Consider the following 22,823-nt stretch of genomic DNA (forward strand, 5'->3'; position numbering starts at 1 on the left):
TCTCAGCGGATACTAAGGGTTTTTCGACGCGTGCTTGGTTTCCGGACGGTATTTTTTGACCATGCCCTGCAAGAAATTTCGTAGGAGTTGATCACCGCAGGCTTTGTAGCTTCGATGATCGGGTTTGCGAAACAAGGCAGATAACTCGCCTTTGCTGACGCGAAAGTTTGCATACTTTAGTATTTCAATCATGTCATCATCACGGTAGGTCATAGCGATTTTAATTTTGCGCAGTATTTCGTTGTTGTTAATGCGTTCTTCGCCCTTTAACACTTTGGGTTCGACACCTTCTTGTTTTCCTCGGCGCTTAATAATTAAGCCATCTAAAAACAAAGAAAGTATTTTATCGCGACAACGAATAAATCCTTCTTCCTCTTCCCGTTTCATGATGCACTGCAAGTAATCTTGCTCCATCTCATAGCCCGCTAATTTAAAAATATCGATTGCTGCACCATCATTCACTTTTAGTGCGAAGCGTAGACGTCTGAGAATATCATTGTGGATCATAGGTAACTTACGTGAAATAGAAAACCGCGAGTATAGCGGATCGTTTAACGAGATTATAGTTTTGTCGTGCTTCGTGGTTTAACCTAGAGGGGTTTTCGTGTATAGTGCGCGCGTTTCATCCATCGCAACTCTATGGATATTTTTACACCCACTTTTTTAAATTCGGATACTCCCTTGATAACAACAGCAAACATTACCATGCAGTTTGGCGCTAAGCCATTGTTTGAAAACATTTCTGCCAAATTCGGCAACGGCAATCGCTATGGACTGATAGGTGCGAATGGATGCGGTAAATCAACTTTCATGAAAATAATGAGTGGTGAGTTGCAACCAACTGGCGGTAATATCTCGGTATCACCTGGCGAGAAAATTGGTACCCTGAACCAGGACCAATTCGCATTTGAAAACTTTTCTGTTATCGATGCTGTTATCATGGGTGACGTGCACTTGTGGGAAGTGAAACAAGAACGCGACCGCATTTATTCATTACCAGAAATGTCTGAAGAAGACGGTATGAAAGTGGCTGACTTAGAGTCAGAGTTTGCCGAGATGGATGGCTACACTGCGGAAACAAGGGCTATTGAACTTCTTGTTGAAGCAGGTATTGGCGAAGAATATCACTTTGGTTTGATGTCTGAAGTGGCGCCAGGTCTTAAATTACGTATTTTGATCGTACAATCTTTGTTTGCGGATCCAGATATTTTGTTGCTTGATGAACCGACCAACAACTTGGATATTTTCACGATTAAGTGGTTGGAAGATGTTCTGAATCAACGAAAATGCACTATGGTCATCATTTCTCACGATCGTCACTTTTTAAACTCAGTGTGTACGCATATGGCAGACATTGATTATGGCGAGTTGCGTATTTATCCAGGTAATTACGAAGCCTATATGGCAGCCGCTTCGTTAGCGCAAGAACAAATCCACACAGAAAACGCAAAGAAGTCAGCGGAAATCGAAGAGTTACAAAGCTTTGTTGCACGCTTTTCAGCAAACGCATCAAAAGCGAAGCAAGCGACCTCTCGGGCGCGGAAATTAGAAAAAATTGAATTAACAGAAGTTGTGGCTTCAAGTCGCCAATCGCCTTACATCACCTATCAGCAACATAAGAAGTTGCATCGTTTAGCATTGGAGCTCTCTGGTTTGACCCATGGTTTCGATGGTGACACTCTTTTCAAAGGTGATGAGATTTTATTAGAAGCAGGTTCGAAATTAGCGGTTATCGGTGAAAACGGCGCTGGAAAAACCACTTTCATTCGTTGCTTAGTGGATGAACTAAAAGCCAATGGTGGTGTAGTGAAATGGTCGGAGAATGCCAGTATTGGTTACTGCCCACAGGATAGCACTAAAGACTTTGATTGTGACTTGAGTCTATTCGACTGGTTGTCACAGTGGCGTACACCAAAGCATGACGACCTTGCAGTTAGAGCGATACTGGGCCGTTTGCTGTTCACTGCTGATGATGTGAACAAAAAAGTTAAAGTGTGCTCAGGTGGTGAGAAGAACCGTCTAATGTTTGGTAAATTGATGATGCAAGATATCAATGTTTTGGTAATGGATGAACCAACTAACCACATGGACATGGAAGCGATAGAGGCTTTAAACAAAGCATTGAAAAATTTTGATGGTACCCTGATCTTTGTGAGCCATGACCGTGAGTTTGTTTCCAGCTTGGCAACAAGTATTATCGAAATACGAGACCAAAAACTGCATTATTTCCAAGGGACTTACGACGAGTATGTTTCTGGGAAACGCTAGTTTGCTATGAAAATAGAGTAGATTTATTATCAAGGCGAGGTGCGCAAATACCTCGCCTTTTTTGTAACATTTAGAAACGAATAAAGCGCACACTTTGTGCAAAAAACATTCATATTCATTGTTGTCACTGTTAGGGTAGACGCAAAAGAAAAACAGCAGACAAAGACGTCTAGCGCATAAAATAATAAAAAAGAGGGTGTTATGCTAAGTATCTCAGGGATCACAAAAACCTACGACAATGGTGTAAAAGCACTGAATAACGTTAATCTGACTATCCCGAAGGGACTGTTCGGCTTATTAGGTCCTAACGGCGCTGGAAAATCTTCTTTAATGCGTACTATTGCAACTTTGCAGCAGGCTGATGCGGGCACCATTACTTTCGATGGCATAGACGTGCTCTCGCAGCCCAACGAACTGCGCAGACGTTTAGGATATCTTCCACAAGACTTTGGCGTGTACCCTCGTGTGAGTGCTTATGACTTATTAGATCATTTAGCCATTCTGAAAGGAATTTCAAATAAAGCTGACCGAGTTGAAGCTGTGAATGGCTTACTTGCCCATGTTAATTTATACCAGCATCGTAAAAATGCTGTCAGCGGATTTTCTGGCGGTATGCGCCAACGATTTGGTATCGCTCAAGCATTATTAGGTGATCCTGACCTTTTGATTGTAGATGAACCCACAGCAGGCCTTGATCCCGAAGAACGAAATCGCTTCCACAATTTGCTTGTTACTTTAGGGGAAGACAAAGTCATTATTCTCTCTACCCATATCGTTGACGACGTATCTGAGCTTTGTGCAGACATGGCGGTTCTAGGAGCCGGCGAAATTCTGTTGCAAGGAAATCCGATCGAAGTGACTAACAATCTCGCCGACAAAATATGGCGTAAAACCGTTTCGATGGAAGAAGCAAAAGAAATTGAAGCAAATATGGCACTTATCTCAAAACGTTTGTTTGCTGGGCGAACCGTGGTGCATGTTATGGCTGACAGCGCGCCAGAAGGCTTTGAACTCGCTCCGACTAATTTAGAAGATGTTTACTTTTCAACTTTGCATAAACAGCGCAATACTGCTGCTTAGGAGAGTAATATGTTCTTAAAAATGCTTGCCTTTGAATGGCGTTATTATACCAAGCAGCCTTCTTTTATCGTGACTTGTTTAGTGTTTTTCTTGTTGCCATTTCTGGCAATGACAATTGATCAAATTACTATTGGTGCCGGCGGGAACACTAACCTCAATAGTCCCTATGCGATAGCTGAAACCTTGTTTTTGTTTAGCCTTTTTGCCATGTTCTTAGTGATCAATTTTGTTGCGAATACGGCGACCAGAAATGACAGTTCAATGATGTCAGAGATCATTTGTACCAAACCTATTCCACCTGTGCCGTACCGCCTTGGCCGCTTTTTTGGGGCGTTTTTAGTTTCAGTCACTGTGTTTTCCTTGGTGCCACTTGCGTTGTTACTAGGTTCATTAATGCCTTGGCTGGATCAGACTCGCCTAGGTGAATTTTCATTGATGGCTTATGTTAGCCCATTTGTGATTTTTTCAATCACTACTTTGTTTGTGTTATCCGCAATCTTCTATTCGGTCGCTTTGCGCTTTAGAAGTATGATGGCCGTTTACCTGTCGGCGCTTGGTTTATTCATTATTTATATCGTGTCTCGAAACGTATTCGATGAACCAGATCAGAAACAACTTTTGGCCTTATTTGACCCTTTTGGTTGGCATACATTTGGCCAATTAAGCAGTTATTGGAGCCCATTCGAGCGCAATACCTTATCTATTCCACTCAGTGATATTGTTATTTCAAACCGTCTCTTGTGGTTGAGCTTTGGGATAGGCTGTTTGTTAGTGTTTGGAAAAATGTTTTCTCCGCTATCCATCAAAATTTACTCTGAAAAGAAAAAACGAAAAAATAACATTGAGGAAGCGCCAACACTTCGTTTGAGTAAAGTGAAGTACCAAGCCGGCTCGGGTATAAAGCAATTTCTTACGCGTACGCGCTTTGAAATGAAGCAAATTATGTTCAGCCCTGCATTCCCAGTATTAATGGTGTTTTGTGCATTTAATTTAATTGCTCAGTTTATTGATCCGCGTGGTTTCTATGGCGCACCAAACTGGCCACTGACTCAATCTATGGTGCAGTTAATAGATGGTGCCTTTGGCTTGGTCAATATTATTGTCATTACCTATTACAGTGCAGAAGTGGTTTGGCGAGAGCGAAGTGCCGGAATCGGAGACATTACTGACAGTATGCCGGTGGCTAATGTTACCTACTGGTTGTCTAAGTTCTTCGCAGTATGTCTGGTCATTATCAGTATCTTCTCGATAGGGATGTTTGCAGCCATCGCTAATCAATTCGCTTTGGGTTATGCGAATATCGATATTGTGCAATATATTGTCTCGCTATTTTACTACTCGGCAAGTGGTTTAATCTTACTCGTTGTGCTGTCGTTTTTACTACAAACCCTGAGTTCGAATAAGTACATGGGAATGCTCTTGTTTGTTGGTTTCTTTGTTGTCTCTTTGGTATTCAATGAATTAGGCATTGAACACAATATGTTTCAATACGGCGCGACGCCAGGCTTAAGATACTCTGATATGAATGGCTACGGTTGGACGCTTGTGACTCAACATTGGTATTTAATTTACTGGTCTGCATTAGCTCTTATATTGAGTGTTATTTCTTTTGGTTTATGGCATCGAGGCCCGCACTCAGGTTTGAAATCTCGCTTTAAGCTCTTGCCTTATCAAATTGGTAAAGGTGGCCTAGCAACAGTGTTCATTGCTGCGTTTATCCTTATTAGTTCTGGTACGGTGATTCATTACAATACAAAAGTAGTGAATGAGTTTGTGACCAATGATGATAGTCAAGCATTGCGTGAGTACTACGAGAAAGAGTATACGAAATATGAAGACGACTCGGTTCCCGTGGTTGTTGCAATCGACGCTGATGTCGCAATCTTTCCTGAAGTGAGGAGAGTAGAAAGCATAACGACAATAATGCTCGAGAATAGATCAGATAAGCCAATAGAGCGCTTTCTAGTAAATCATCCTCAGCATAGTCCAATCTCCGAAGTGACTATTCCAGGCGGTGTATTGGGGCCTAAAGACGCTGACTTTAATACGGCTTGGTTTACCTTTAATGAGCCCATGTTACCGGGTGAAAAGAGAGAGGGAACTGTTCGTGTTGTACGTGAACATAAAGGCTTCAAAGACAGAGGTGAAGATGTCACGGTAGTCAAGAATGGCACCTTTATCTCAAACTTCACTTTGTTTCCGACGTTTGGTGTGAATCAGTCATATTACTTGGCCGATCAACATGAGCGCAGAAAGCGCGATTTACCGCCGCCAAGGCGAGCATACAAACTAGAGGATACTAGCCGTTACAATGAGAGTTTCTTTGGTCCACACGTGGCACTCATTGATTTTAAAGCTACTTTATCTACATCAGCAGAGCAATTTGCTATCGCCCCTGGTTATTTGAAAAAGGAATGGGAGCAAGACGGGCGTCGCTATTTTGAATATGAAATGGACAGTCCAATGGTGAACTTTTTCAACTTTATGTCAGCTGAGTTAGAGGTGAAAAAGGAAGTTCACAACGGCATTGAAATAGCGGTCTATTATCACAAAGACCACCATTGGAATATAGACAGGATGATTGAGTCATCCAAAGACTCTTTGGATTATTTTGCTCGAGTATTTGGTCCATACCAGCATAAACAACTCCGGATCATAGAGTTTCCTGGTTATCGTAGTTTTGCTCAAAGCTTTGCGAATACGGTGCCATACTCAGAAAATATTGGGTTTGTCACTGACTTGCGAAATAAGGATGAAATCGATCCGGTTTATTATGTCACCGCACATGAAGTTGCTCATCAATGGTTTGGTCATCAGTTAAACGCCGCTAATGTGCAGGGTAGTGCAGTATTATCTGAATCTTTGTCACAATATGCTGCTTTATTAGTGATGCTAGAGAAGTATGGAGAAGAGAAAATTCGCAAGTTCCTCACTTACGAATTGGACAGTTATTTGCGTGGTAGAGCAAATGAGTACTTGGAAGAGATGCCTATCCTAAGAGCTGAGAATCAACAATATATTCATTATAGAAAGGGGTCAGTTGTCATGATGGCGATACGCGACCGTATGGGCGAGGACGCTTTAAATAAAGCCTTGCGTGAACTTATTGAAGAGTACAAATTTAGTGACACCCTCCAACCGACAACCTTAGACCTCTTAGTTGCAATGAAGCGGAATACACCGCAAAGTAATCATCAGTATATCGACGATCAATTCAAGCAAATCAGTTTATACGACATGAAAATCGATGAAAGCAATATCCGAGAGACTGCAAAAGGTAAGTTTGAAGTCACATTAAATGTGATTGCGAAAAAACTGTCGGCAGATGGTAGAGGTGAAGAAACAGAACAGCCATTTGAAGATGATGTTGAAATTGTTTTATTCAGCGAAGACCCCAATGATTTTACTGCTGAAAACACGATTTTATATCGTGAAAAGCATAAATTAGTGAGTGGCGACAATCTGATAAAATTTACCTCTGATACTTTACCTGCTTTTGTTGGAGTAGATCCTTTCGTGCGTTTCATTGACCGAGACAGCAAGGATAACATTGCTCGGTTTTAACTTGTATATCATCACTGTGAAAGTAGGAATCTGGATCCCTAGCTACGCGGGGATGACAAGAGAGCGGGGATGACAATATAGCGGGGATGATAAGACGGCGGGGATGACAGGCTAGCCCACATGATAGGCTAGCCGCTGGGCCATCAGTCGACAGAGGTTTCAGTGCCGCCACTGCGGTACTTGTCAAACCACGCAACAATGTTACCCACTTTTTGAATCAAGTGACTAGGACGAGAGGCGATACCGTGGGACGCGCCAGGGATCCTAACCATAGCTGACTCTATTTTTTGCAAACGTAGAGCCTGATAGTATTGTTCTGTTTCGCTCATCGGCGTTCTGTAATCAGCTTCACCCGTTAACAGCATGGTAGGTGTTTTCACGTTTCCTACCAGAGATAAAGGAGAGCGTTTCCATAGTTTATCGCTGATATTCCATGGCATGTCTTCCATCCAATATTGAGTAAAGAAGGGGTAAGCATCTGCAGTTAATGCGAAGCTAAGCCAATTGATTACTGGTTTTGCTACCACAGCAGCGGCAAAGCGTTCCGTTTTACCAATACTCCATGCTGTCAGAACACCACCACCTGAGCCACCTGTGATGAATAGGTTGTTTTCGTCTACATAACCTTTTGCGATTACCGCATCTACGACATCCATTAAGTCATTGTAGTCTTCAGACGGATAGTTGTGATGGATGAGATTACCAAAGTCTTCTCCAAACGAAGAGCTACCTCGTGGGTTTGACCATGCAACAACATACCCTTTGGCTGCCATCAATTGCACTTCCATACTAAAGGTATCCGAATAAGCTGCATGCGGACCGCCATGTATTTCTAATATGAAAGGATATGTCTTATCTGCATCGAAGCCAGGTGGTAGAGCTACCCAAGCATCAATTTCTCGACCATCAACACTTGATTTTACGGCAACCTTTTTGGTTTTCGCCAATTCAAGATGCCCTAGACTATCTTCGTTAAGCTGAGTTAGGAGCTTGTAGTTATTGTTTTTACCCATTAACGCTAAATCAGCTGGGCGCTGTGGATTGTTCGCAGTAAATACAATTTGTTCTTTATTAGACACATCAAAATCGCCCGAGGTATATGGACGACCAAGGGCCTGACTACCGATTTCGGCTATTAGGGTCTTTAGTTTTCCACTTGTCGATACGTATGCGAGCTTTGTTGAACTCTTGTCTAAGTATGAGAAATACAAACCTTTGCTGTCACCTGCCCATTTAACTGAGTTGATAGCGCGATCCAGTTTTGGGGTCAAGGATTTGGCTTTACTGCTGTCGTCGTTAATTCCCTGAAGCATGATCTGGTTGACTTGATAACTGAGCTTTCTATCGTTTACCCATGAGTATGCTAGCAACTTCCCGTTAGGGCTTACCTGAGGAGACGTTTCTGGACCGCTTTGCGTTGTCACATTTTCCAAGTCACCGGAACTAACATTGACTTTGAAGATGTCGGATTCAAGAGGAAGTAGCTCCCAATCCTTATTTCGATTAGCCGAAAAATAAATGTGCTGACTGTCCTTTGACCAGCTTAAGGCCCCGCCATGGTTATAATTGCCATCTGTGATTTGTCTAGGAGAACCACCGTCTGCAGAAATGACATATACCTGAGTAAAGCCACTTGGGCTAAACCCTGCGCCATCTCTGCGATATTGAGTCGTATCAATGTATTTGGCTGTACCAGCCCAATTTGCACCTTCAGGTTTTTTTGGCATCTCTTTAAAAATACTTTTTGCTTCTGTTGGCGTAAACATAGTAAATGCAATCGACTTTCCATCTGGCGACCATGCAAGATTAGAGGGACTAGCACTTAAATGACTGAGCTTTGCTGTACGATCGCTTTCCAACCAATTTACATAGATTTGCTGGCTGCCACTGCGACTAGAGAGAAAAAGTAAGCGCGAACCATCGGGTGAAAATGCAGGTGAGGTATATGAATGTTCGTCAGCCAACAACGGTAAATGTTGATTGGTTTTTAGGTCGTAGGTCCATAAGCTGACTTTCATTCTATCTTGCATCACATCCATTGAGCGGCGTTCATATACCAACATTTCTTGCTGTGGATGAAATTCAATGTTTGCTGCATATTCTAGTTCAAAGACGTCTTCATAATTTAACACTCGATCTTGTTCTGCGAGGCTTTGACTGACCATCCCAACACTCATGAGCGCAGCGAGACAGACAGACCTCGCATTCCGTATCAGCGAAAATCGAAATTTCATATTTCTTCCTTATTTTTCATTGTTATTCCAATCGGAAAATTTTGACTCTTTTTGTATAGAGACTATAGCCTTTTAGTTCAAAAACAAAAATGCTTTCTAATCTTTTCATATCACTTAGTAATAATAACGTGATTAAAGAGTTGTCAACAACATGCAAGACACAAGCGTACAAGCGATGACTGAAGTGGCACTGGCGCTATCAATGGCATTTTTCGCTCTGTTAATGCTCGCGCTATTGTCGATGAGCGCAAATCAAGCAAGTACTTCTCATATTTCACAAGAAACAGACAAGATTATGGGTGACCATTTGCATGAAGTTTTAGAGTCAGAACAGGGAAGCGTAAAACCCCAGCAAGACTTCTTATTCTGGCATATGGGGCAGCTTTTTGAGCAAGATATGACACCCTTAAATAAGATGACAAGCGAAGCAATGATTGCCACTTACCTCTCAGAAAATATGCAAGCGGGAAATGAACTCGTCCTAGTTGTTTCACAACAAACGCCTGTTTCTGAAATAAGGGAATTGCAAATTTTGTTCAAAGCACAAGAATTTACACTTACTGTTATGACAGATGAATGGGAGGCTGCCTTTGAAGATCGTTAATAGGGCGACACCATCCGCTGATGAAAAGTCGGCGTTACTACTGCATAAGTGGCAGAGAGGGCAAGGCATGTTCATGGCTAAAAGTGTGATATTCCTTGTGATGTTCGCCATTATTCTCAGTGCAAGCTATCAAGCGCTAAAGCCTCAGGAGATGGCGCGAAGCAATGCTCTTATTGGCAATGTAAGTAATGCTAAAATTGATTCTTTCGATAAGGATACTCGGCAAGAAAATATAAGATTGTTGCAGAGTTTACGCATGAAAAATGTCAGGCGAGGACAAAGCATGTTGAGTGCTGCCAAGCTACTGAAGGTTAATCTAAGTGAGAATGTCTGTGCAAGCCTGTCGACTCTTGAACAGGTCAATAATGATTGGCAACCTAATGCCAAAACACCTCATATCAACAATGGTGTTAGCAGTGCTGTCGAAATTGAGCGCAATACTCATATTCTGCGCTATACGGATGCTGATGTCCCATCTTATGGCTGGTGATTCACCCACTTTGCCTTCATTTCTGTGTGCTCTGCTATGAGCCTTCTGACTTTTATATTACAAATATCGGCTACCTCCTCGTTCTAGCATGGTTATTGCATGACTTTTGTATGGTCTTTGTATAGTTTTTGCGTGTTCTTTGCGTAAGAGCAGTGCAATTTAAGGCCCATGTATGTTTAAGCCAATATTTTCAGTGTTTGAAACTGGTATATATTGCGAATAAGGGTCAGATAACGCGAATATTATGAGCTAGACTTATCGTAAGGTGTGTGATGACGGCTTTTTGGCGTTTGTGTAGTAGGGTATTTTTTTGTTTAAAAAAATTGGCAAGTATGACATTGTAGGGCTGATAGCACGCGGTGGTTTTAGCGATGTCTATCTGGCCATGGAGCCTTCACTTGATGTGCAGGTAGCCATCAAGGTATTTGCTGCTGAACACACACCGGTTGAAAGCGAATCTGCCTGGCGTCAGCGTTTTTTACAAGAAAGTAAAATGCTTCATTCCTTAAGCTCTGCCCCTCACATTGTGAATTTTATGGAATTCGGTTTTACTGAGGACCAAAAACCTTACATTGTGATGCCGTACTATAAACGAACATTGGCAGACCTATTAGGAGAAGATAACAGGCTGAGTCAAAACCAATGCCTACAAATTGCAAAGCAAGTACTTCATGCATTAGAAGCTATCCACAAAGTCGGCATTCTTCACCTCGATATCAAACCCAGCAATTTACTGATTGACGATCATGAGCAAGTGCAAATTGCTGATTTTGGGGTATCTGAATTACTCAATGAGCCAAATGCGCATAGTACACAAAATGTCAGCGAGCAGACGGCGAAATTTGGCAGTCAATACTTTGCCAGCCCTGAGCAAGTAGCAGGTACAGAGAAGCTTAATGCTGCTAGTGACATGTATTCTTTGGCAGCTGTGTTGTTCAGGTGCTTTACTGGAAAACATAAACACATCAATACCGATTTGCCGAAAATAGGAAACCAAGCTCATTTTCTCACTCTGCTAGCTAAAGTGCTTGAAAACGATCCGAACAAAAGGCCGCAAAATGCGGCTGAGTTTTCTGCTTTGGTGAACGCATTCGAACGTAACCAAGAGCTTGAAAGCGGTTCTGCTGAAGCACGATATGAAGCAGAAGTCGATGAGAATGCGACTCAACTTTTATCAGGCTTACAACACGGTGATAACCAAGAAGCTAATGGCTTAACACAATTGAAACACGACATCGTTGAAGTGCTTCGAAAGCAAGGCTATCTTAGCGATTTTGACTTCAGACGTTTATCTCTTATTGCAAAAGCCACTTTGCACGACGACTTTGAAACCTTTGATTTAAAAGAATACATTAGCATTGTTGAGCGGCAACTAAAGCACAATGAACCTGCGTTTGCGCGTTTTGTTCTTTGGCTAGAGCAAGTCGAAGAGCAGATAAAGCAGGAAATAGCCTTTCAAATAGAAAAAGGAATAGACGTTCCCAAAGTAGCTCTACCCGAAGATGTACGCGATAACTTGTTGCAGCTTGGTCTTGCTGTGTTACCAAATAAGACTGAGACTCACATTGCAAATCCAAACGACATGCACTTCGATAAAGCCACTCTCGAAAAGTTAATTGAAGATAGCTTAAAAACGTTTCAATTGAATAAAAGCCATACCGATAGCAAAAGTGCTTCGCGACAAAAGCACACGTTAAAACCCCGCTTACGCTCTACTAAGCGCACCTTCATTAGCATTAGTATGGCTTTGTTCGTCATTTTTATCGCAGCCCTTGTGTCAAACATCAATGAGTTTGGTGAAGAGGCCGCCACGAAGCGCATTGAAGTTCAGCAAGTGACGACACCAACAAAAGCAGCGATAAAAGAACCGGTAAAAGTAGTGCAAGATAACAATGCAATCTCAGGGGAGACCGCTGAAACAAGTCCGGTGCAAGAAGGCCCGATGAGAGTGTTTCCAATTAGCTTCAATATTCAGCCCGCTGACGCGATGGTCAGTTTTCAAGCCGCAAATGGTGAGATGGTGTCACCGGAGCAGCTTATTGCTGGCAATTACACTGTTCGTATCAGTAAAACCGGCTATTTAACAGAAAAGCAGCGCTTGATCCTCGATGACAGCGCCTTGTTGGATAAGGTCGTGACAATAAGCGCGAACTTAACGCTATCCAATAGCCGCTATTTTATTGGGGAGACAGACCTTAGTGTTGCAGATGGCACGCCTGTAGAGTTTATTTTGTTACCTAAGATAGAGGCTAGCTCTGAGCGAATAAGAATGATGTCATTTGAAGTGACTAACGAATTGTATCAACGATGTATCGATGACGGTGAGTGCCTTGCGTCTAATTTACTCTCTGATGACCCGCGTCAGGTCATCTTTGAGCAAGCCGATCACCCTGTGGTCAACGTGAGTTGGTTTGATATAACAGACAAGTTCATTCCTTGGCTTACAAAACAGACCCATAGTTTTTTGCGCTTGCCTACAGAGCAAGAATGGATACATGCAGCAAGCGTTGGGCAAGCAACAAATCGATATAGTTGGGGTGAGTCATTCCGCTTAGATCAGGCACATTGTCGAGATTGTTACTCACTAAATTGGCGGGGTGATGACTATCGTTTCAGCACCAGACCGGTCATGAGCTTTTTTGCAAATCAGTGGCAACTCTTCGATTTACACGGTAATGTACAGGAGTGGACCTCAGACTGCGTGGCTGCTGCCAACACATCCCTTCAAGAAAGATGCGATCAGGCCATTGTGAAGGGCGGTTCATGGTTCACAAATCATGTGGCGCTGTCTACTCAAGCCAAACAAGCTTTGCAGAAAAATGCGCGCTCACATACTACCGGGTTTAGATTGGTGGAAGTGCTAGAACCCAATATGCAAACAGGACCAAAAGATGAAGAGTAGTCTATATAAACTGCTGGTAATCTTTACTGCCTTCATGTCAGGGAATGCTCTAGCAAATGACTGGCAAGCTTTACTAGTCTCTGATTTTCAGGATAATTCTTCGGAACTCAGCGTATCGGAAGCCATTAACGATAAACTTATTGATGCCTTTACTCGTCAACAAATAGCGCTAGTGTCTCCTAGCGCCTTGTCCTTGAATTGTGAATTGTCCAATTGCGGTGAAGAGTCATTAATGTCCTTATCTACCCGTATGTTAAAAACACATCCCGATATTAATTTACTTGTATTATACAAACTCAGACAAGAACGTACCGGTATGAATGATCAACTAGTCATGCGTTTGAAAGCCGTAGATCCGGTCTCTGGCGTCGTTATTTTTAGCGCAGGCATTAGCGAAGAGTTTGAAAAAGAAGTGTCTAGCTCGGCTATTCGAGACTTAAGCGAAGAGCTTGCTTTAACATTGGGTGAGCGCTTTGCCGCGACGATAGCGCGTTCCGCAAAACGCTATACTTACACAGTATCAATGAAAGAGTTTACGCCAGAAGAGTCACGCGTATTGTCTAGTTTATTGTTGCCCAGTGCGGCTAACATTAGCACTACCTTGCTGACAGAAGAAACACATAATCATTTTTTAAGACTTTTACTGCCAACTAAAGATATATCTTTTCGTGTTACATCCCCATTAACACCTGCAAAATTTCGGCAGCAAGCCGCTGGTTTGAGTCAGCGCTTGGGGCTTGAAGCCAATATTCGCTTTATTCAGCAAGATAGGTTATTCAAATTAACGCGAACCCAACCGGCTTACTTTTGGCAAAACCTAGGGCTTTGGTTAGTTTTCATTGCGATTATTTATTTGGTTTTACTTTTATTGTTGCGATTTTGGATAGAGAACAACTTACGTCGATATGCACGTGAGAATGAATGCGGTCGTTGGTTAACACTGCTTGATACGATACAAAAAGTACCGTTTCCATTTTTAGTCAGCAAATCTTGGAAGAATAAAATTTCGCACTTCGAAAAACGGGTTGAGCAATCCAGAATGTGGTTCGACAACGCTACCAACCTTTTGCAAAATAATGAAGTCGAGTCGGCGAATGTATTTGTTAAAAGAGCTTTGGAACAAAATGCATCAAATATCTCTGCAAGGGCCTTAGAGAACGCAATATCAGAACAACAGTCCAAGCACCAAGAAATAAAAGATGAACGAGAACTATGGAAAGAATTGGTATCTAGTGCCGTTTCATTTGCCAAGCAGAACAATACCTTCCTTGCTTTGGAAAAAGCCTATACCGCCCTAGATTTGTGTAAAAGTCATGAGAAGTACAATCGCCCAGTCATTGACTTACAAATAGATTCCATCAATAAACTAATCGAGAGGATCAGCGCAAATAAAAGTGCTTTATGCGAAGGGCTTGTTATTTCGGCAAAAAACCAGCAACTGATCATCAATACGTCTTCACAAATGCATATAGGGCGACCGAATAAAAACAGTGCTCTAAATCAAGATTTACACTTGCAGTTGCCGCAAAGTAATTTGTCGAGATTAGGGCAGAGCGCAGCTGTAACTCGGCAGGATGCCGGGCATTTTAGTCTTGTTGATATTGGCGCAAGCAATGGTGTTTGGTTGCAGTACAAAAATATCGAAACCGAACGGGACTACGTCCTGAAGGAAATGAATCAGATACACTTATTACCGCCAGATGATCTCGGTACAATTGCGTTGCAAGTTGCTTATGTTCGGGGGGATTCGTGTCTAGCTTTGTGTCTTTCGCAAAACTCCATGTTACCGCGTGGCAGTAATATGGGTGCTGTTGGCTTTTTAAATCCGTCTATCTATGAGCACACTTTATGGTATCTCTCCCGCGAAGTATTTATCTTGGTAAAACGCGAGTACGATTGTATGTGGTATAGCGAATCGCAATGGTCGCAGTATCATAATGAAGCAATAAGTCGAGATGAAAAGAGTTTATTACTGCCTGTGGCATCCTTACAAATTGACGGTGGTGTGTACCTAGACCGCATGGGCGACACACCTCAAGAATCATTCGTTATTAAAGTGAATGGTGCTGAATTAAAAGGTAAAGTGCCAATCATGGATAATGTCACAATACAAGTTGACGATTATGTGGCTACATTAACCTTGCATCCAGTATCACAAAGTCAGAGCTCTGGCATCGGCGTGGCTAGCCAATCAGATAAAGAGCAGTTTAAAAAGTGAATCCTATTTCTTTTGGTGTCAGTAGCACCTTACAAGCTGATTTTGATTTACTGCGAGAGACACCCAATCTGCTAGGCGACGCTAAATATACTCAGAAAACAATCGACAAGTTGGCGCAGTACATTGTTTGTCGTAACTATGGCAAGTTATGTTTAGAACTCTGCTACTTATGTTGGCCGATCGTAAAATATGGTCGGCAGGGCCAGGCATTACTAGACTTCTTTTGGCTACAAGAGGTAATTAGCCCTAAGGGGTTTCGCGCATCTATTGAAGGAATGATTGAACAGCATTTTTCCACTCTTAGTAGTGAGGAAAGACTCAGTGCTAAGCCCAGTATCAAGCTAGACGAAGTGGGTTTGAAAATTACCCCCCAACAACAGTCATTTACGGTTAGCGCAACTCGTATTGCAGTATTAAGTGCATTTCTGGAATGGTTATCTAGTTATTTTAGCGGGTTTATCGAAGAGCTAGAACTTAATTTAAATACTGACAGCGAAGCGCAAGTAAAGAAAGTTGCTTCATTACTGCAACAGCGCATTTATGCTTTGCTCAAAGAGCATCTGCCGAGTGCGAATGTGCAACAAAAATTTCGCTTTATTCATGAATGGAAGCGCAGCAATAGTGCTGATGTTCGCTTCAACGATAAGCAGGTACTGCAATTTTGGCAAGCTGCCTTCCAGCAAGAGGGATATGTAAAGTATCAGAGCGCGTTGCTAGATGTTTTAGACTACGACCTTGCTTGCGAGCTAAATCAAAATAAATTAAAAGTGGAGCGTGCTAATAACATCGATGAGGCCTTTTTTGACTTTCAGGGTGGTGAACTAGAACCGCAAATGGGAGCATCGCTGTTTGAACTCTATACAGACTGTATTGACGGCATCGCAGATATGAGTCGGTTAACTCAGCAGCCTAAGCTTATCAGCAAGCAACAATACCAAGATGTTGCTCTATTGCTAGAGCAGCAAGAGAGTATACACCGCTTATCATTATCCCTGCTTCGAGCCACTGTGTTTTCTCCTTGGCAAGCTAAAATAATCCAACGCAGTCGGCAAAAAGATATTCACAGCACCAACAGTAATGTCACGGATCTTAGACAACCAGCCTTAGACTACGACGCCTACGCACTGGTGTTGGATAAATGGATTAAAAATGCCTGTGCCGCTATGCTTAGTTGCGTCGGTATTTTGTATGAGAAGAAAGATGCAAGATGCCTGGGAGCCTTGTTAATTACACTCAGTCATATGCTTGACGAACAAAGTAAGCGTACGTTGGATAATGTCGTGCGCAGCGCAAAAATCAGGGACTTGACGTTTAGTGGTGTGAGTGCCGCTTTATTACAGAACCCTTTGCTTAATAAGCACATGCAACTAGCCATGCAACACTTGAAAGCGAATAATCGAGACGGATTTCGAAAAGGCAGCGAATATGCTGATGCTGATATTTATAGTAGTGCGATAAATAATTTACACCAGTGTATGTCAACCATAGGAAAATTTAAAAAAGCGACAGCCTCTGTGCGAAATGAGGAAAATTATCGCTCTGACCTTTTCATATTCTTTAGTGAATTTGAAAAAAGACATGGAGGCATCAATGGATAGCCAAAATTTAGAGCCTGGCAGTAATACAGAAAGCCTATTTATTGCCAAACAACAACTGCGTGTATTAACGCAAAGCTTACCAAGTGAGAGCGCTTCAAAAACAACACGACCGCTATTCAACGATCTTGTCTATTGTGCCTGCAGACCCAACTCGGTCTTTGCAAAGAAGACACTGGGTTTAATCAATCAACAAGCCGATTTGGCCCAGCAGTTTGCTTGGGTGCTTAACAAGTTGTCTTTTACGCAAAGTGACGCGCAAATCGCGGCCAGTTCCGAAACGGATATAGAAGAGCGCAGTAATGACAAGTTTGAAATACGCATAAAGCAAGATAGACTCATGCCAAACCAAGCTTACATTACCCTTAAAATAAAATCTGATTTGCCAAACACTGAACAAGGTTTATATCTTCACTTGTTGCGAGATAATCAATTCTTTGTGTTGCACTTTCCTGAGTTGATCGATAGTAAAACGCAGCTTGTGATAGACAAAGATAGCCAAAGTTATGCGCTATTGTGTCATGTTGAAACGCAAATTTTCATACAACAACATTAAAGAGGATCTCTCTCTGAATATGAGTCGAAAGGTAAAAAAACTGCACGTAGGTATAAGATGAATCAAGTTGTTCACGTGTTTATTGCGAGCACAAAAGGCTTGGTTGCTGTGCAGAACATCACGGATTTGAATGATCCTGATTTGCAAAGCGTCATTACCCTCAATGGCACCTCAGACATGGCTAATATTAGTAGTGCGTATCACCGTTTTGTACAAAAAAGCACTGGGCTTATTCAACGAGAGTTTGGTGGCACTTCCTATAGACTTAATTTATCTCGGAACATAGAGCAGGGCGCAAGTTGGCAGCTGGGTGTTTATTTAGCTCATTATTTGTCGGATTTAGCAAAAACGTCACGCGCAGTCACCACAGAAAATGCAAAACTTGCATCGCAGAGCGTGTCACTTGGCAATGGCATAGTAGAACAAGGCGATATTGTTTTTTGTGTTACAGGTCAAGTAAACACCACAGATAAGCATGTGGAAGGTGTGACGGCGGTTGCAGAAAAAATCATTGCAGCCTCTGCACAAGTTAGCCAATGGCAAAAACAAGGAGTGTTAGCAGAGTTTGTTTATCCAGAAGCTAACAAGAGTCAGCACTTTCCTGAACTGGATTGTTCAATGCATAGGTGTAGTAAGCTAAGTGAGCTGATTGAACATGTAAATAGTTTCTTGCCAACAGTGCAAAATGAAAGACCTGCTGTGCCAGACGCAAGCAATCAGGTCTCTCAATCGAACATATATACAAAGGCCCAAAGCCACAACGCTGCAAACAGTATGCTGCTTGGTCGACTAAATCACCTACTGCGCAGCAAAATAAAATATGTCCTTATTCCCTTTGTATTATTGCTACTGACTTTCACCTATGTGCAAATGCATGAATCGTCTCCACCGGCTAGTAAAGTAGAGTATGTGATAAGTAAAAAAAGTGGCGGGAATTGCGATGCAAATGCGCAAACATTTCGTTTAGATGTCGGTGGGCAATATGTGACGCAGGCATCGCCGGCTTTTCTGGATGAGCTTTGTGGCTTGTATTTACATACGAGAGAGAGCGTGCCTCAAGTGTGGATGATCACCGATACTAAAACGGTCATGGAGTTACGCTTTTTAGAGAATGATAATGACCGTGTGTGGCGTATTAACCTACCGCAATACCAGCAGGCAAATAGACAGTTTTACTTGATCATAACGCCAGAAAGATTGGATCTTAGCGACCTTGCTAGCCTAACTGACTACTTAGGTCGCGTCCCTTCGTCTCAAAACCTGTCAGTAGAAGTGTTAGCTGAATTCTTTACGACAATTAATGTGAATCCTCAGTATCTATCACATCGTTTACTTGTAAAGCCAGAGTAAGTGAACATAGTCAAAGACCAATTTTCTATATTTTTTACTGTTAAAACAGACTGCTGCTAAAAAACTAGCCTAATCATTTCATAGCCTCCAGTAAGACTTAACAGGAGAGAACTATGAAGGCTCAATCACTACTCATTATTTTTGTCGCTGTCTTTGTGTTAGCCGCTTGCGCAAATACCAATGACGCTGCACCAATGTCTGTACTGAACACCAAGACACTTAATTCCGAGACTCGTGCTACCCAAAAAATGGAAGCTGAAGCCACCCCCGGATTATCAATGGCTTGCTTCACGCAATTGCGAGAGCAACAGCAGAATATGGGGGAACACAGCAATCCCGCACAACATATCGCCTTAGCTGATCGCGCGTCTCGATGCATTGAAGATTTACGTTTACATCCAAAGCACCCTGACAATCAAAGAGCGATGCAATTGAGTGCTTTAGCAGTTATCAATTATATCAAGGCCGGTGATTCAGAGAGGGCTGAAATGGCTTTTGAGCGTTTTCGTCATCAATTTCCACAGCAAGATTTACTCTATGTCGATTATAGTTCGTTTGTAGACACAATCACCGCGTTACTGAACTACGACACGCTAGCAAGTCATCAAATTAGAATGCTGAACATTAATGAGTCAATGCGTGATGAACTGAGTCGTCAATATCATTGGCGCAGAAACTAATAGGAGCCCACACATGAATTTATTACTACTTTTTATCAAGCGATTAAAGCGTCAAAAACGCATCGCAATTTCAATCTTGCTTTGTTTGTATTGGATGCAAATGCCACAGGCTTTGGCGCAAGATGCTGATTGGCAACCTGTTGCTTCCGAAACCTTAATCAAACTGCCTGCCAATTTGATTGAAAAGCGCATACAACAAGATTTCGATATGTCACCTTTAGCAAGTGAATTACTCCAATTAGAGAATGAAATCGCGTCGAAAGGAGACAAAATAGTCGCGTTGCAGACCATTCTTACAGATGTTCCCGAGCAAGAGATGATTGAAGAGCGTGTGAGTCTTGTACAACTAAAATCTAGTTATTTAGATGACATGCAATTGAGCCAAGTGCTGCGCCAGCAAGCATTAAATAAAAAGCAAAGTGTTTACGAAGATGTCTTGCAACAATTGTTATACCAAACCAACTCATCAGCTAATGTTGATATGCAAGCCATACGGAAACGTCAAGAAGCTGCGAAAAAGCGTATGGAAAAAGTCATTGCTCAAGTTGACGAAACGCTTTTGAATCAAGGTCTCGATAGTCGAAGTCCATATGCTGATGAGTTTGCTGCCAATTTAGACAAAATTGAACGATTGAAGTCTGCTATAGCGAAACACAAATCGTCTATGGCACCGACCATCGATGGTGTTGAGGTCAGTGCGCAAGAATACGTTCGCCAGTTGTTGATGCAAGCTGCCAGTGATCAATCCTTACTTGATCAAGAAGCACTCATGATCTCTTACATGGCGAAGCTCGTTGCCTTAGATGCTCAGTCTATTGAGTTTGCTTTGGCTTACGAAGAGACCGACGAAGGCGCTGTTATTAATAATTTCACTAAACCAAGTCAAGCTGCAGATTTGTTTCTGTAAGAGCATGTCAGGAGCCAAAAATGAAAAACACCACGAATAAGCCAATAAATAAGATCAATACATTATTTTCAGTGCCACTGTTACTCGCTCTTTTTATATCAATGAGTTTCGGAGCAAGCGCAAATAATTCTAAATTTGACAAAGATCTATTCAGTTTGAAAAATTTAGAACGTGAGAGAGCTGCGCTGATTGCCACGTTCTTAAACAATAATTTAAGCGTAGAACAAAAGCATGCAAAGCTTATGCAACAGCAGCGTCAGCTAGCTGATATGGAACGTATGGTCTTGCGCGACGAACGACTGCTGTCACACCAGTCAAATATGGTTAAGCGCGCTTTCAATGACTATGACACCACCTTTCTGGTGCACGCTGGTGCTGAGAACGAGCTTAACGCCATGAACCAATGGTTATTGCAGGTAAACCTAAGCAATCAAAGCATATTTGAGACTAAAGCAGGTTATCGCTAATGTTATTGGTCAAACATCAATGTCGCTCAAAGGGATTGGCTCTTTGGCCGAAAGCTATTCTTGTGAAGTGTGCAATCGCGTTTGCCTGTGCCGTGATATTGCTAGCAATAGCGAGCTTCACAACACAAACCAGTGCATTGGATCTGATTGGCTACATCCAGAAAGTGTTCAGCGTGTCGTTTGTCTCTATTTATTTGCCGTTAATGGCAACAGGCTTTATGGCCATTTATAAGATTATTCGAAACGACACTACCTTAAAAGAAAAAGAATTTTTCTTGGAAGTTAGTCATCAGATAGCTAACGCAATTTCAACACTGTCGTTAACCTATACTTTGCTAGGTATCAGTCTTGGGATCGGAAGCTTGTCACAACAAGAACTCAGCCCTGAGACAGTCAATAGCATCATTAGCGAACTCACTGGCCAATTTTCAATGGCGTTTATGACTACCGTTGTAGGTTTGCCAAGTGCTACGTTAATTCGAGCATTGGCAAGTATTTCGATGGCAAAGCGACTCGCTAGTTTGACGCGAGATCACGTTGCCAATAAATGAAATAGGAGGGATGTATGAAACATTTTAGTATTTTAGTATTTGTTGCTAGTTTCTGTATAGCACTTGTTTACTTAAGCTTACAATCTGAAGCGGGTAAAGCTTGGCTATCGTCTTGGCAGGATTCGCCGCAGCCATTGCAAACACATTCTGTTGACACATTAGCTCTTAAGAGAACAGAGCATCTGCAAGAGCAAGTACACACGTTATCTGTAAAGCTGGAGGAGCAGGCTGAAGCAATGCGTGCGATGCAAACGCTAATTTCACAATTAAGGCAACAAACTGATTTCCTGACAGAAAAGACCGATGTCCTAACACCGCAGTCTACAGTAGAGCCTAAAATGAGTGTGGCAAGGCAAAATAAACAGGTTTCGACTGAACTAAAGGTTGCAAGTGAGATAGCAAGCGACACTGGGAATGCTCAGAACATAAAAAGAGAGCAATTAGCGCGCTTGCAAGACGTGGTATCGAAAATGGAAATGGCTTCCTTGCGGGCATTGAGCAACTAAATGAAATGGATTAGCGCCGGTTTACTCATGTGCACCTTGATTTGGTTGTTTGGCATGGTTTGGTTTTCTCCCCTTGATGACGTCCAAACAAGCGAGCAAGCTCACGAGGCTAACCCGCAAGCTATGATGACTGTAAAATCGATACCTAACAATAAGACCGGTGCACATGACAGGCCTTTCGATGACACTGCCGACGATACGACGGCACATATAAACCAGCATTTAGTTGGGTCGCTAAAGGTTGCCTTGCCTTCGGTGCCAAAACAAAGACCTATCGAACAAGTTGATAAAACGGTGACGCCGAGCACACAACAAACCCGCGAGGTACTGACTACCTTGAATGAACTAGATGCAAAAGCGATACAGTTTTATTTTCCGCAAAACGACCGAAAAAGAAACGAAATTGTTCAGCATATGTATCGCTGTGAAGGCCTTGTTTTTGGTGCCGTGGATAAGGAAACACAAAGTCAATTGACCATCCTCAGCAATCAACAAGATGGGCAAGCACCTAGAAGTGAACTTTTACGAGTTGTGAATCAGAATTTAAGTAAACATGAACGCCAGTTACTTTCACTTTATGCTGCGCATGATACGCCGGTGAGAGTGTTTCCATACGCGCTTGATTTTACCTTAGCTTCACTAATTGCAAATGAGCTTATCAATCATCATGGTGCAGCAGAATTACAGCAGTTTGGTGCAACTTATGTGCTCGTCAACAAGCAATTGAGGCTGCGCAATATTAAAGTCAATGGGCGAGTATTAGATACCTCATGGCTTCTATCTGCTAAGCCTTGTTTATCGTGATATAGTGAAAGCGTATCAAGTTTTTTTCATATGGCGATAGTGTAAGC

Annotated in this window: 18 protein-coding genes; 16 read left to right on the forward strand and 2 right to left on the reverse strand. The window is 42.2% G+C overall.

Translation table 11 applies throughout. The annotated features are described in order from the left end of the window. Window positions 1–12: 12 nt before the first annotated feature. Complete coding sequence (locus RM544_RS01450; protein WP_311360003.1) at window positions 13–507, reverse strand: YehS family protein; 495 nt, start codon at window positions 505–507, stop codon at window positions 13–15. A gap of 174 nt (window positions 508–681) precedes the next feature. On the opposite strand from RM544_RS01450, the gene RM544_RS01455 reads away from it, so the two are divergent. The 3 genes from RM544_RS01455 to RM544_RS01465 all read left to right on the forward strand — a co-directional run bounded on the left by RM544_RS01455 (window position 682) and on the right by RM544_RS01465 (window position 6,912). Then, window positions 682–2,268 carry an ABC-F family ATPase gene (locus RM544_RS01455; RefSeq protein ID WP_311360004.1) on the forward strand — a complete coding sequence of 529 codons (1,587 nt, stop codon included), beginning with the start codon at window positions 682–684 and terminating at the stop codon, window positions 2,266–2,268. Between the two features lie 201 nt (window positions 2,269–2,469). Continuing rightward, window positions 2,470–3,348 (forward strand): ABC transporter ATP-binding protein, encoded by an 879-nt coding sequence (locus RM544_RS01460; RefSeq protein ID WP_311360005.1) that lies wholly within the window; start codon window positions 2,470–2,472, stop codon window positions 3,346–3,348. A 9-nt stretch (window positions 3,349–3,357) separates the two neighbouring features. Next, window positions 3,358–6,912 carry an ABC transporter permease/M1 family aminopeptidase gene (locus RM544_RS01465; protein ID WP_311360006.1) on the forward strand — a complete coding sequence of 1,185 codons (3,555 nt, stop codon included), beginning with the start codon at window positions 3,358–3,360 and terminating at the stop codon, window positions 6,910–6,912. A 143-nt stretch (window positions 6,913–7,055) separates the two neighbouring features. Here RM544_RS01465 and RM544_RS01470 read toward each other — a convergent pair whose 3' ends face one another. Continuing rightward, window positions 7,056–9,146 (reverse strand): S9 family peptidase, encoded by a 2,091-nt coding sequence (locus RM544_RS01470; protein WP_311360007.1) that lies wholly within the window; start codon window positions 9,144–9,146, stop codon window positions 7,056–7,058. A gap of 151 nt (window positions 9,147–9,297) precedes the next feature. Here RM544_RS01470 and RM544_RS01475 point away from each other — a divergent pair, with 151 nt between their 5' ends. The 13 genes from RM544_RS01475 (at window position 9,298) to RM544_RS01535 (ending at window position 22,776) form a co-directional block, all read left to right on the forward strand. Further along, window positions 9,298–9,750, forward strand: coding sequence for a hypothetical protein (locus tag RM544_RS01475; protein ID WP_311360008.1), 453 nt, complete (start codon window positions 9,298–9,300; stop codon window positions 9,748–9,750). Continuing rightward, window positions 9,737–10,240 (forward strand): hypothetical protein, encoded by a 504-nt coding sequence (locus tag RM544_RS01480; protein WP_311360009.1) that lies wholly within the window; start codon window positions 9,737–9,739, stop codon window positions 10,238–10,240. Before RM544_RS01475 ends, RM544_RS01480 begins: the two co-directional genes overlap by 14 nt. Before the next feature lie 310 nt (window positions 10,241–10,550). Further along, window positions 10,551–13,142 (forward strand): protein kinase domain-containing protein, encoded by a 2,592-nt coding sequence (locus RM544_RS01485; RefSeq protein WP_311360010.1) that lies wholly within the window; start codon window positions 10,551–10,553, stop codon window positions 13,140–13,142. Beyond that, the gene (locus tag RM544_RS01490; protein WP_311360011.1) at window positions 13,132–15,360 is read left to right on the forward strand and encodes an FHA domain-containing protein; all 2,229 of its coding nucleotides are present in this window, start codon (window positions 13,132–13,134) and stop codon (window positions 15,358–15,360) included. The genes RM544_RS01485 and RM544_RS01490 overlap by 11 nt, the downstream gene beginning before the upstream one ends. Beyond that, complete coding sequence (locus RM544_RS01495) at window positions 15,357–16,958, forward strand: hypothetical protein (RefSeq protein WP_311360012.1); 1,602 nt, start codon at window positions 15,357–15,359, stop codon at window positions 16,956–16,958. The genes RM544_RS01490 and RM544_RS01495 overlap by 4 nt, the downstream gene beginning before the upstream one ends. Continuing rightward, complete coding sequence (locus tag RM544_RS01500) at window positions 16,951–17,511, forward strand: hypothetical protein (RefSeq protein WP_311360013.1); 561 nt, start codon at window positions 16,951–16,953, stop codon at window positions 17,509–17,511. The genes RM544_RS01495 and RM544_RS01500 overlap by 8 nt, the downstream gene beginning before the upstream one ends. A 57-nt stretch (window positions 17,512–17,568) precedes the next feature. Beyond that, window positions 17,569–18,861 (forward strand): hypothetical protein, encoded by a 1,293-nt coding sequence (locus RM544_RS01505; protein ID WP_311360014.1) that lies wholly within the window; start codon window positions 17,569–17,571, stop codon window positions 18,859–18,861. A gap of 113 nt (window positions 18,862–18,974) precedes the next feature. Next, the gene (locus tag RM544_RS01510) at window positions 18,975–19,541 is read left to right on the forward strand and encodes a hypothetical protein (RefSeq protein WP_311360015.1); all 567 of its coding nucleotides are present in this window, start codon (window positions 18,975–18,977) and stop codon (window positions 19,539–19,541) included. Between the two features lie 13 nt (window positions 19,542–19,554). Then, complete coding sequence (locus tag RM544_RS01515) at window positions 19,555–20,448, forward strand: hypothetical protein (protein ID WP_311360016.1); 894 nt, start codon at window positions 19,555–19,557, stop codon at window positions 20,446–20,448. A gap of 20 nt (window positions 20,449–20,468) precedes the next feature. After that, a complete protein-coding gene (locus RM544_RS01520; RefSeq protein ID WP_311360017.1) occupies window positions 20,469–20,915 on the forward strand; it encodes a hypothetical protein in 447 nt (148 codons plus the stop codon). Next, a complete protein-coding gene (locus tag RM544_RS01525; RefSeq protein ID WP_311360018.1) occupies window positions 20,915–21,466 on the forward strand; it encodes a hypothetical protein in 552 nt (183 codons plus the stop codon). The genes RM544_RS01520 and RM544_RS01525 overlap by 1 nt, the downstream gene beginning before the upstream one ends. 14 nt (window positions 21,467–21,480) lie before the next feature. Next, on the forward strand, window positions 21,481–21,972 hold the full coding sequence (locus tag RM544_RS01530; RefSeq protein WP_311360019.1) for a hypothetical protein: 492 nt from the start codon (window positions 21,481–21,483) through the stop codon (window positions 21,970–21,972). Continuing rightward, window positions 21,973–22,776: a hypothetical protein gene (locus tag RM544_RS01535; RefSeq protein ID WP_311360020.1), complete on the forward strand. Its 804-nt coding sequence runs from the start codon at window positions 21,973–21,975 to the stop codon at window positions 22,774–22,776. The last annotated feature ends 47 nt before the right edge of the window (window positions 22,777–22,823 follow it).

Source organism: Brumicola blandensis, assembly GCF_031846165.1.
Lineage (GTDB): Bacteria > Pseudomonadota > Gammaproteobacteria > Enterobacterales > Alteromonadaceae > Glaciecola > Glaciecola blandensis.

Bases quoted from the DNA above. Each gene is read 5' to 3' on its own strand.
- RM544_RS01510 (WP_311360015.1), top strand. From the start codon at position 18,975: ATGAAGGCTCAATCACTACTCATTATTTTTGTCGCTGTCTTTGTGTTA.
- RM544_RS01460 (WP_311360005.1), top strand. From the start codon at position 2,470: ATGCTAAGTATCTCAGGGATCACAAAAACCTACGACAATGGTGTAAAA.
- RM544_RS01475 (WP_311360008.1), top strand. From the start codon at position 9,298: ATGCAAGACACAAGCGTACAAGCGATGACTGAAGTGGCACTGGCGCTA.
- RM544_RS01505 (WP_311360014.1), top strand. From the start codon at position 17,569: ATGAATCAAGTTGTTCACGTGTTTATTGCGAGCACAAAAGGCTTGGTT.
- RM544_RS01500 (WP_311360013.1), top strand. From the start codon at position 16,951: ATGGATAGCCAAAATTTAGAGCCTGGCAGTAATACAGAAAGCCTATTT.
- RM544_RS01520 (WP_311360017.1), top strand. From the start codon at position 20,469: ATGAAAAACACCACGAATAAGCCAATAAATAAGATCAATACATTATTT.
- RM544_RS01465 (WP_311360006.1), top strand. From the start codon at position 3,358: ATGTTCTTAAAAATGCTTGCCTTTGAATGGCGTTATTATACCAAGCAG.
- RM544_RS01515 (WP_311360016.1), top strand. From the start codon at position 19,555: ATGAATTTATTACTACTTTTTATCAAGCGATTAAAGCGTCAAAAACGC.
- RM544_RS01530 (WP_311360019.1), top strand. From the start codon at position 21,481: ATGAAACATTTTAGTATTTTAGTATTTGTTGCTAGTTTCTGTATAGCA.
- RM544_RS01450 (WP_311360003.1), bottom strand. From the start codon at position 507: ATGATCCACAATGATATTCTCAGACGTCTACGCTTCGCACTAAAAGTG.
- RM544_RS01525 (WP_311360018.1), top strand. From the start codon at position 20,915: ATGTTATTGGTCAAACATCAATGTCGCTCAAAGGGATTGGCTCTTTGG.
- RM544_RS01535 (WP_311360020.1), top strand. From the start codon at position 21,973: ATGAAATGGATTAGCGCCGGTTTACTCATGTGCACCTTGATTTGGTTG.
- RM544_RS01490 (WP_311360011.1), top strand. From the start codon at position 13,132: ATGAAGAGTAGTCTATATAAACTGCTGGTAATCTTTACTGCCTTCATG.
- RM544_RS01470 (WP_311360007.1), bottom strand. From the start codon at position 9,146: ATGAAATTTCGATTTTCGCTGATACGGAATGCGAGGTCTGTCTGTCTC.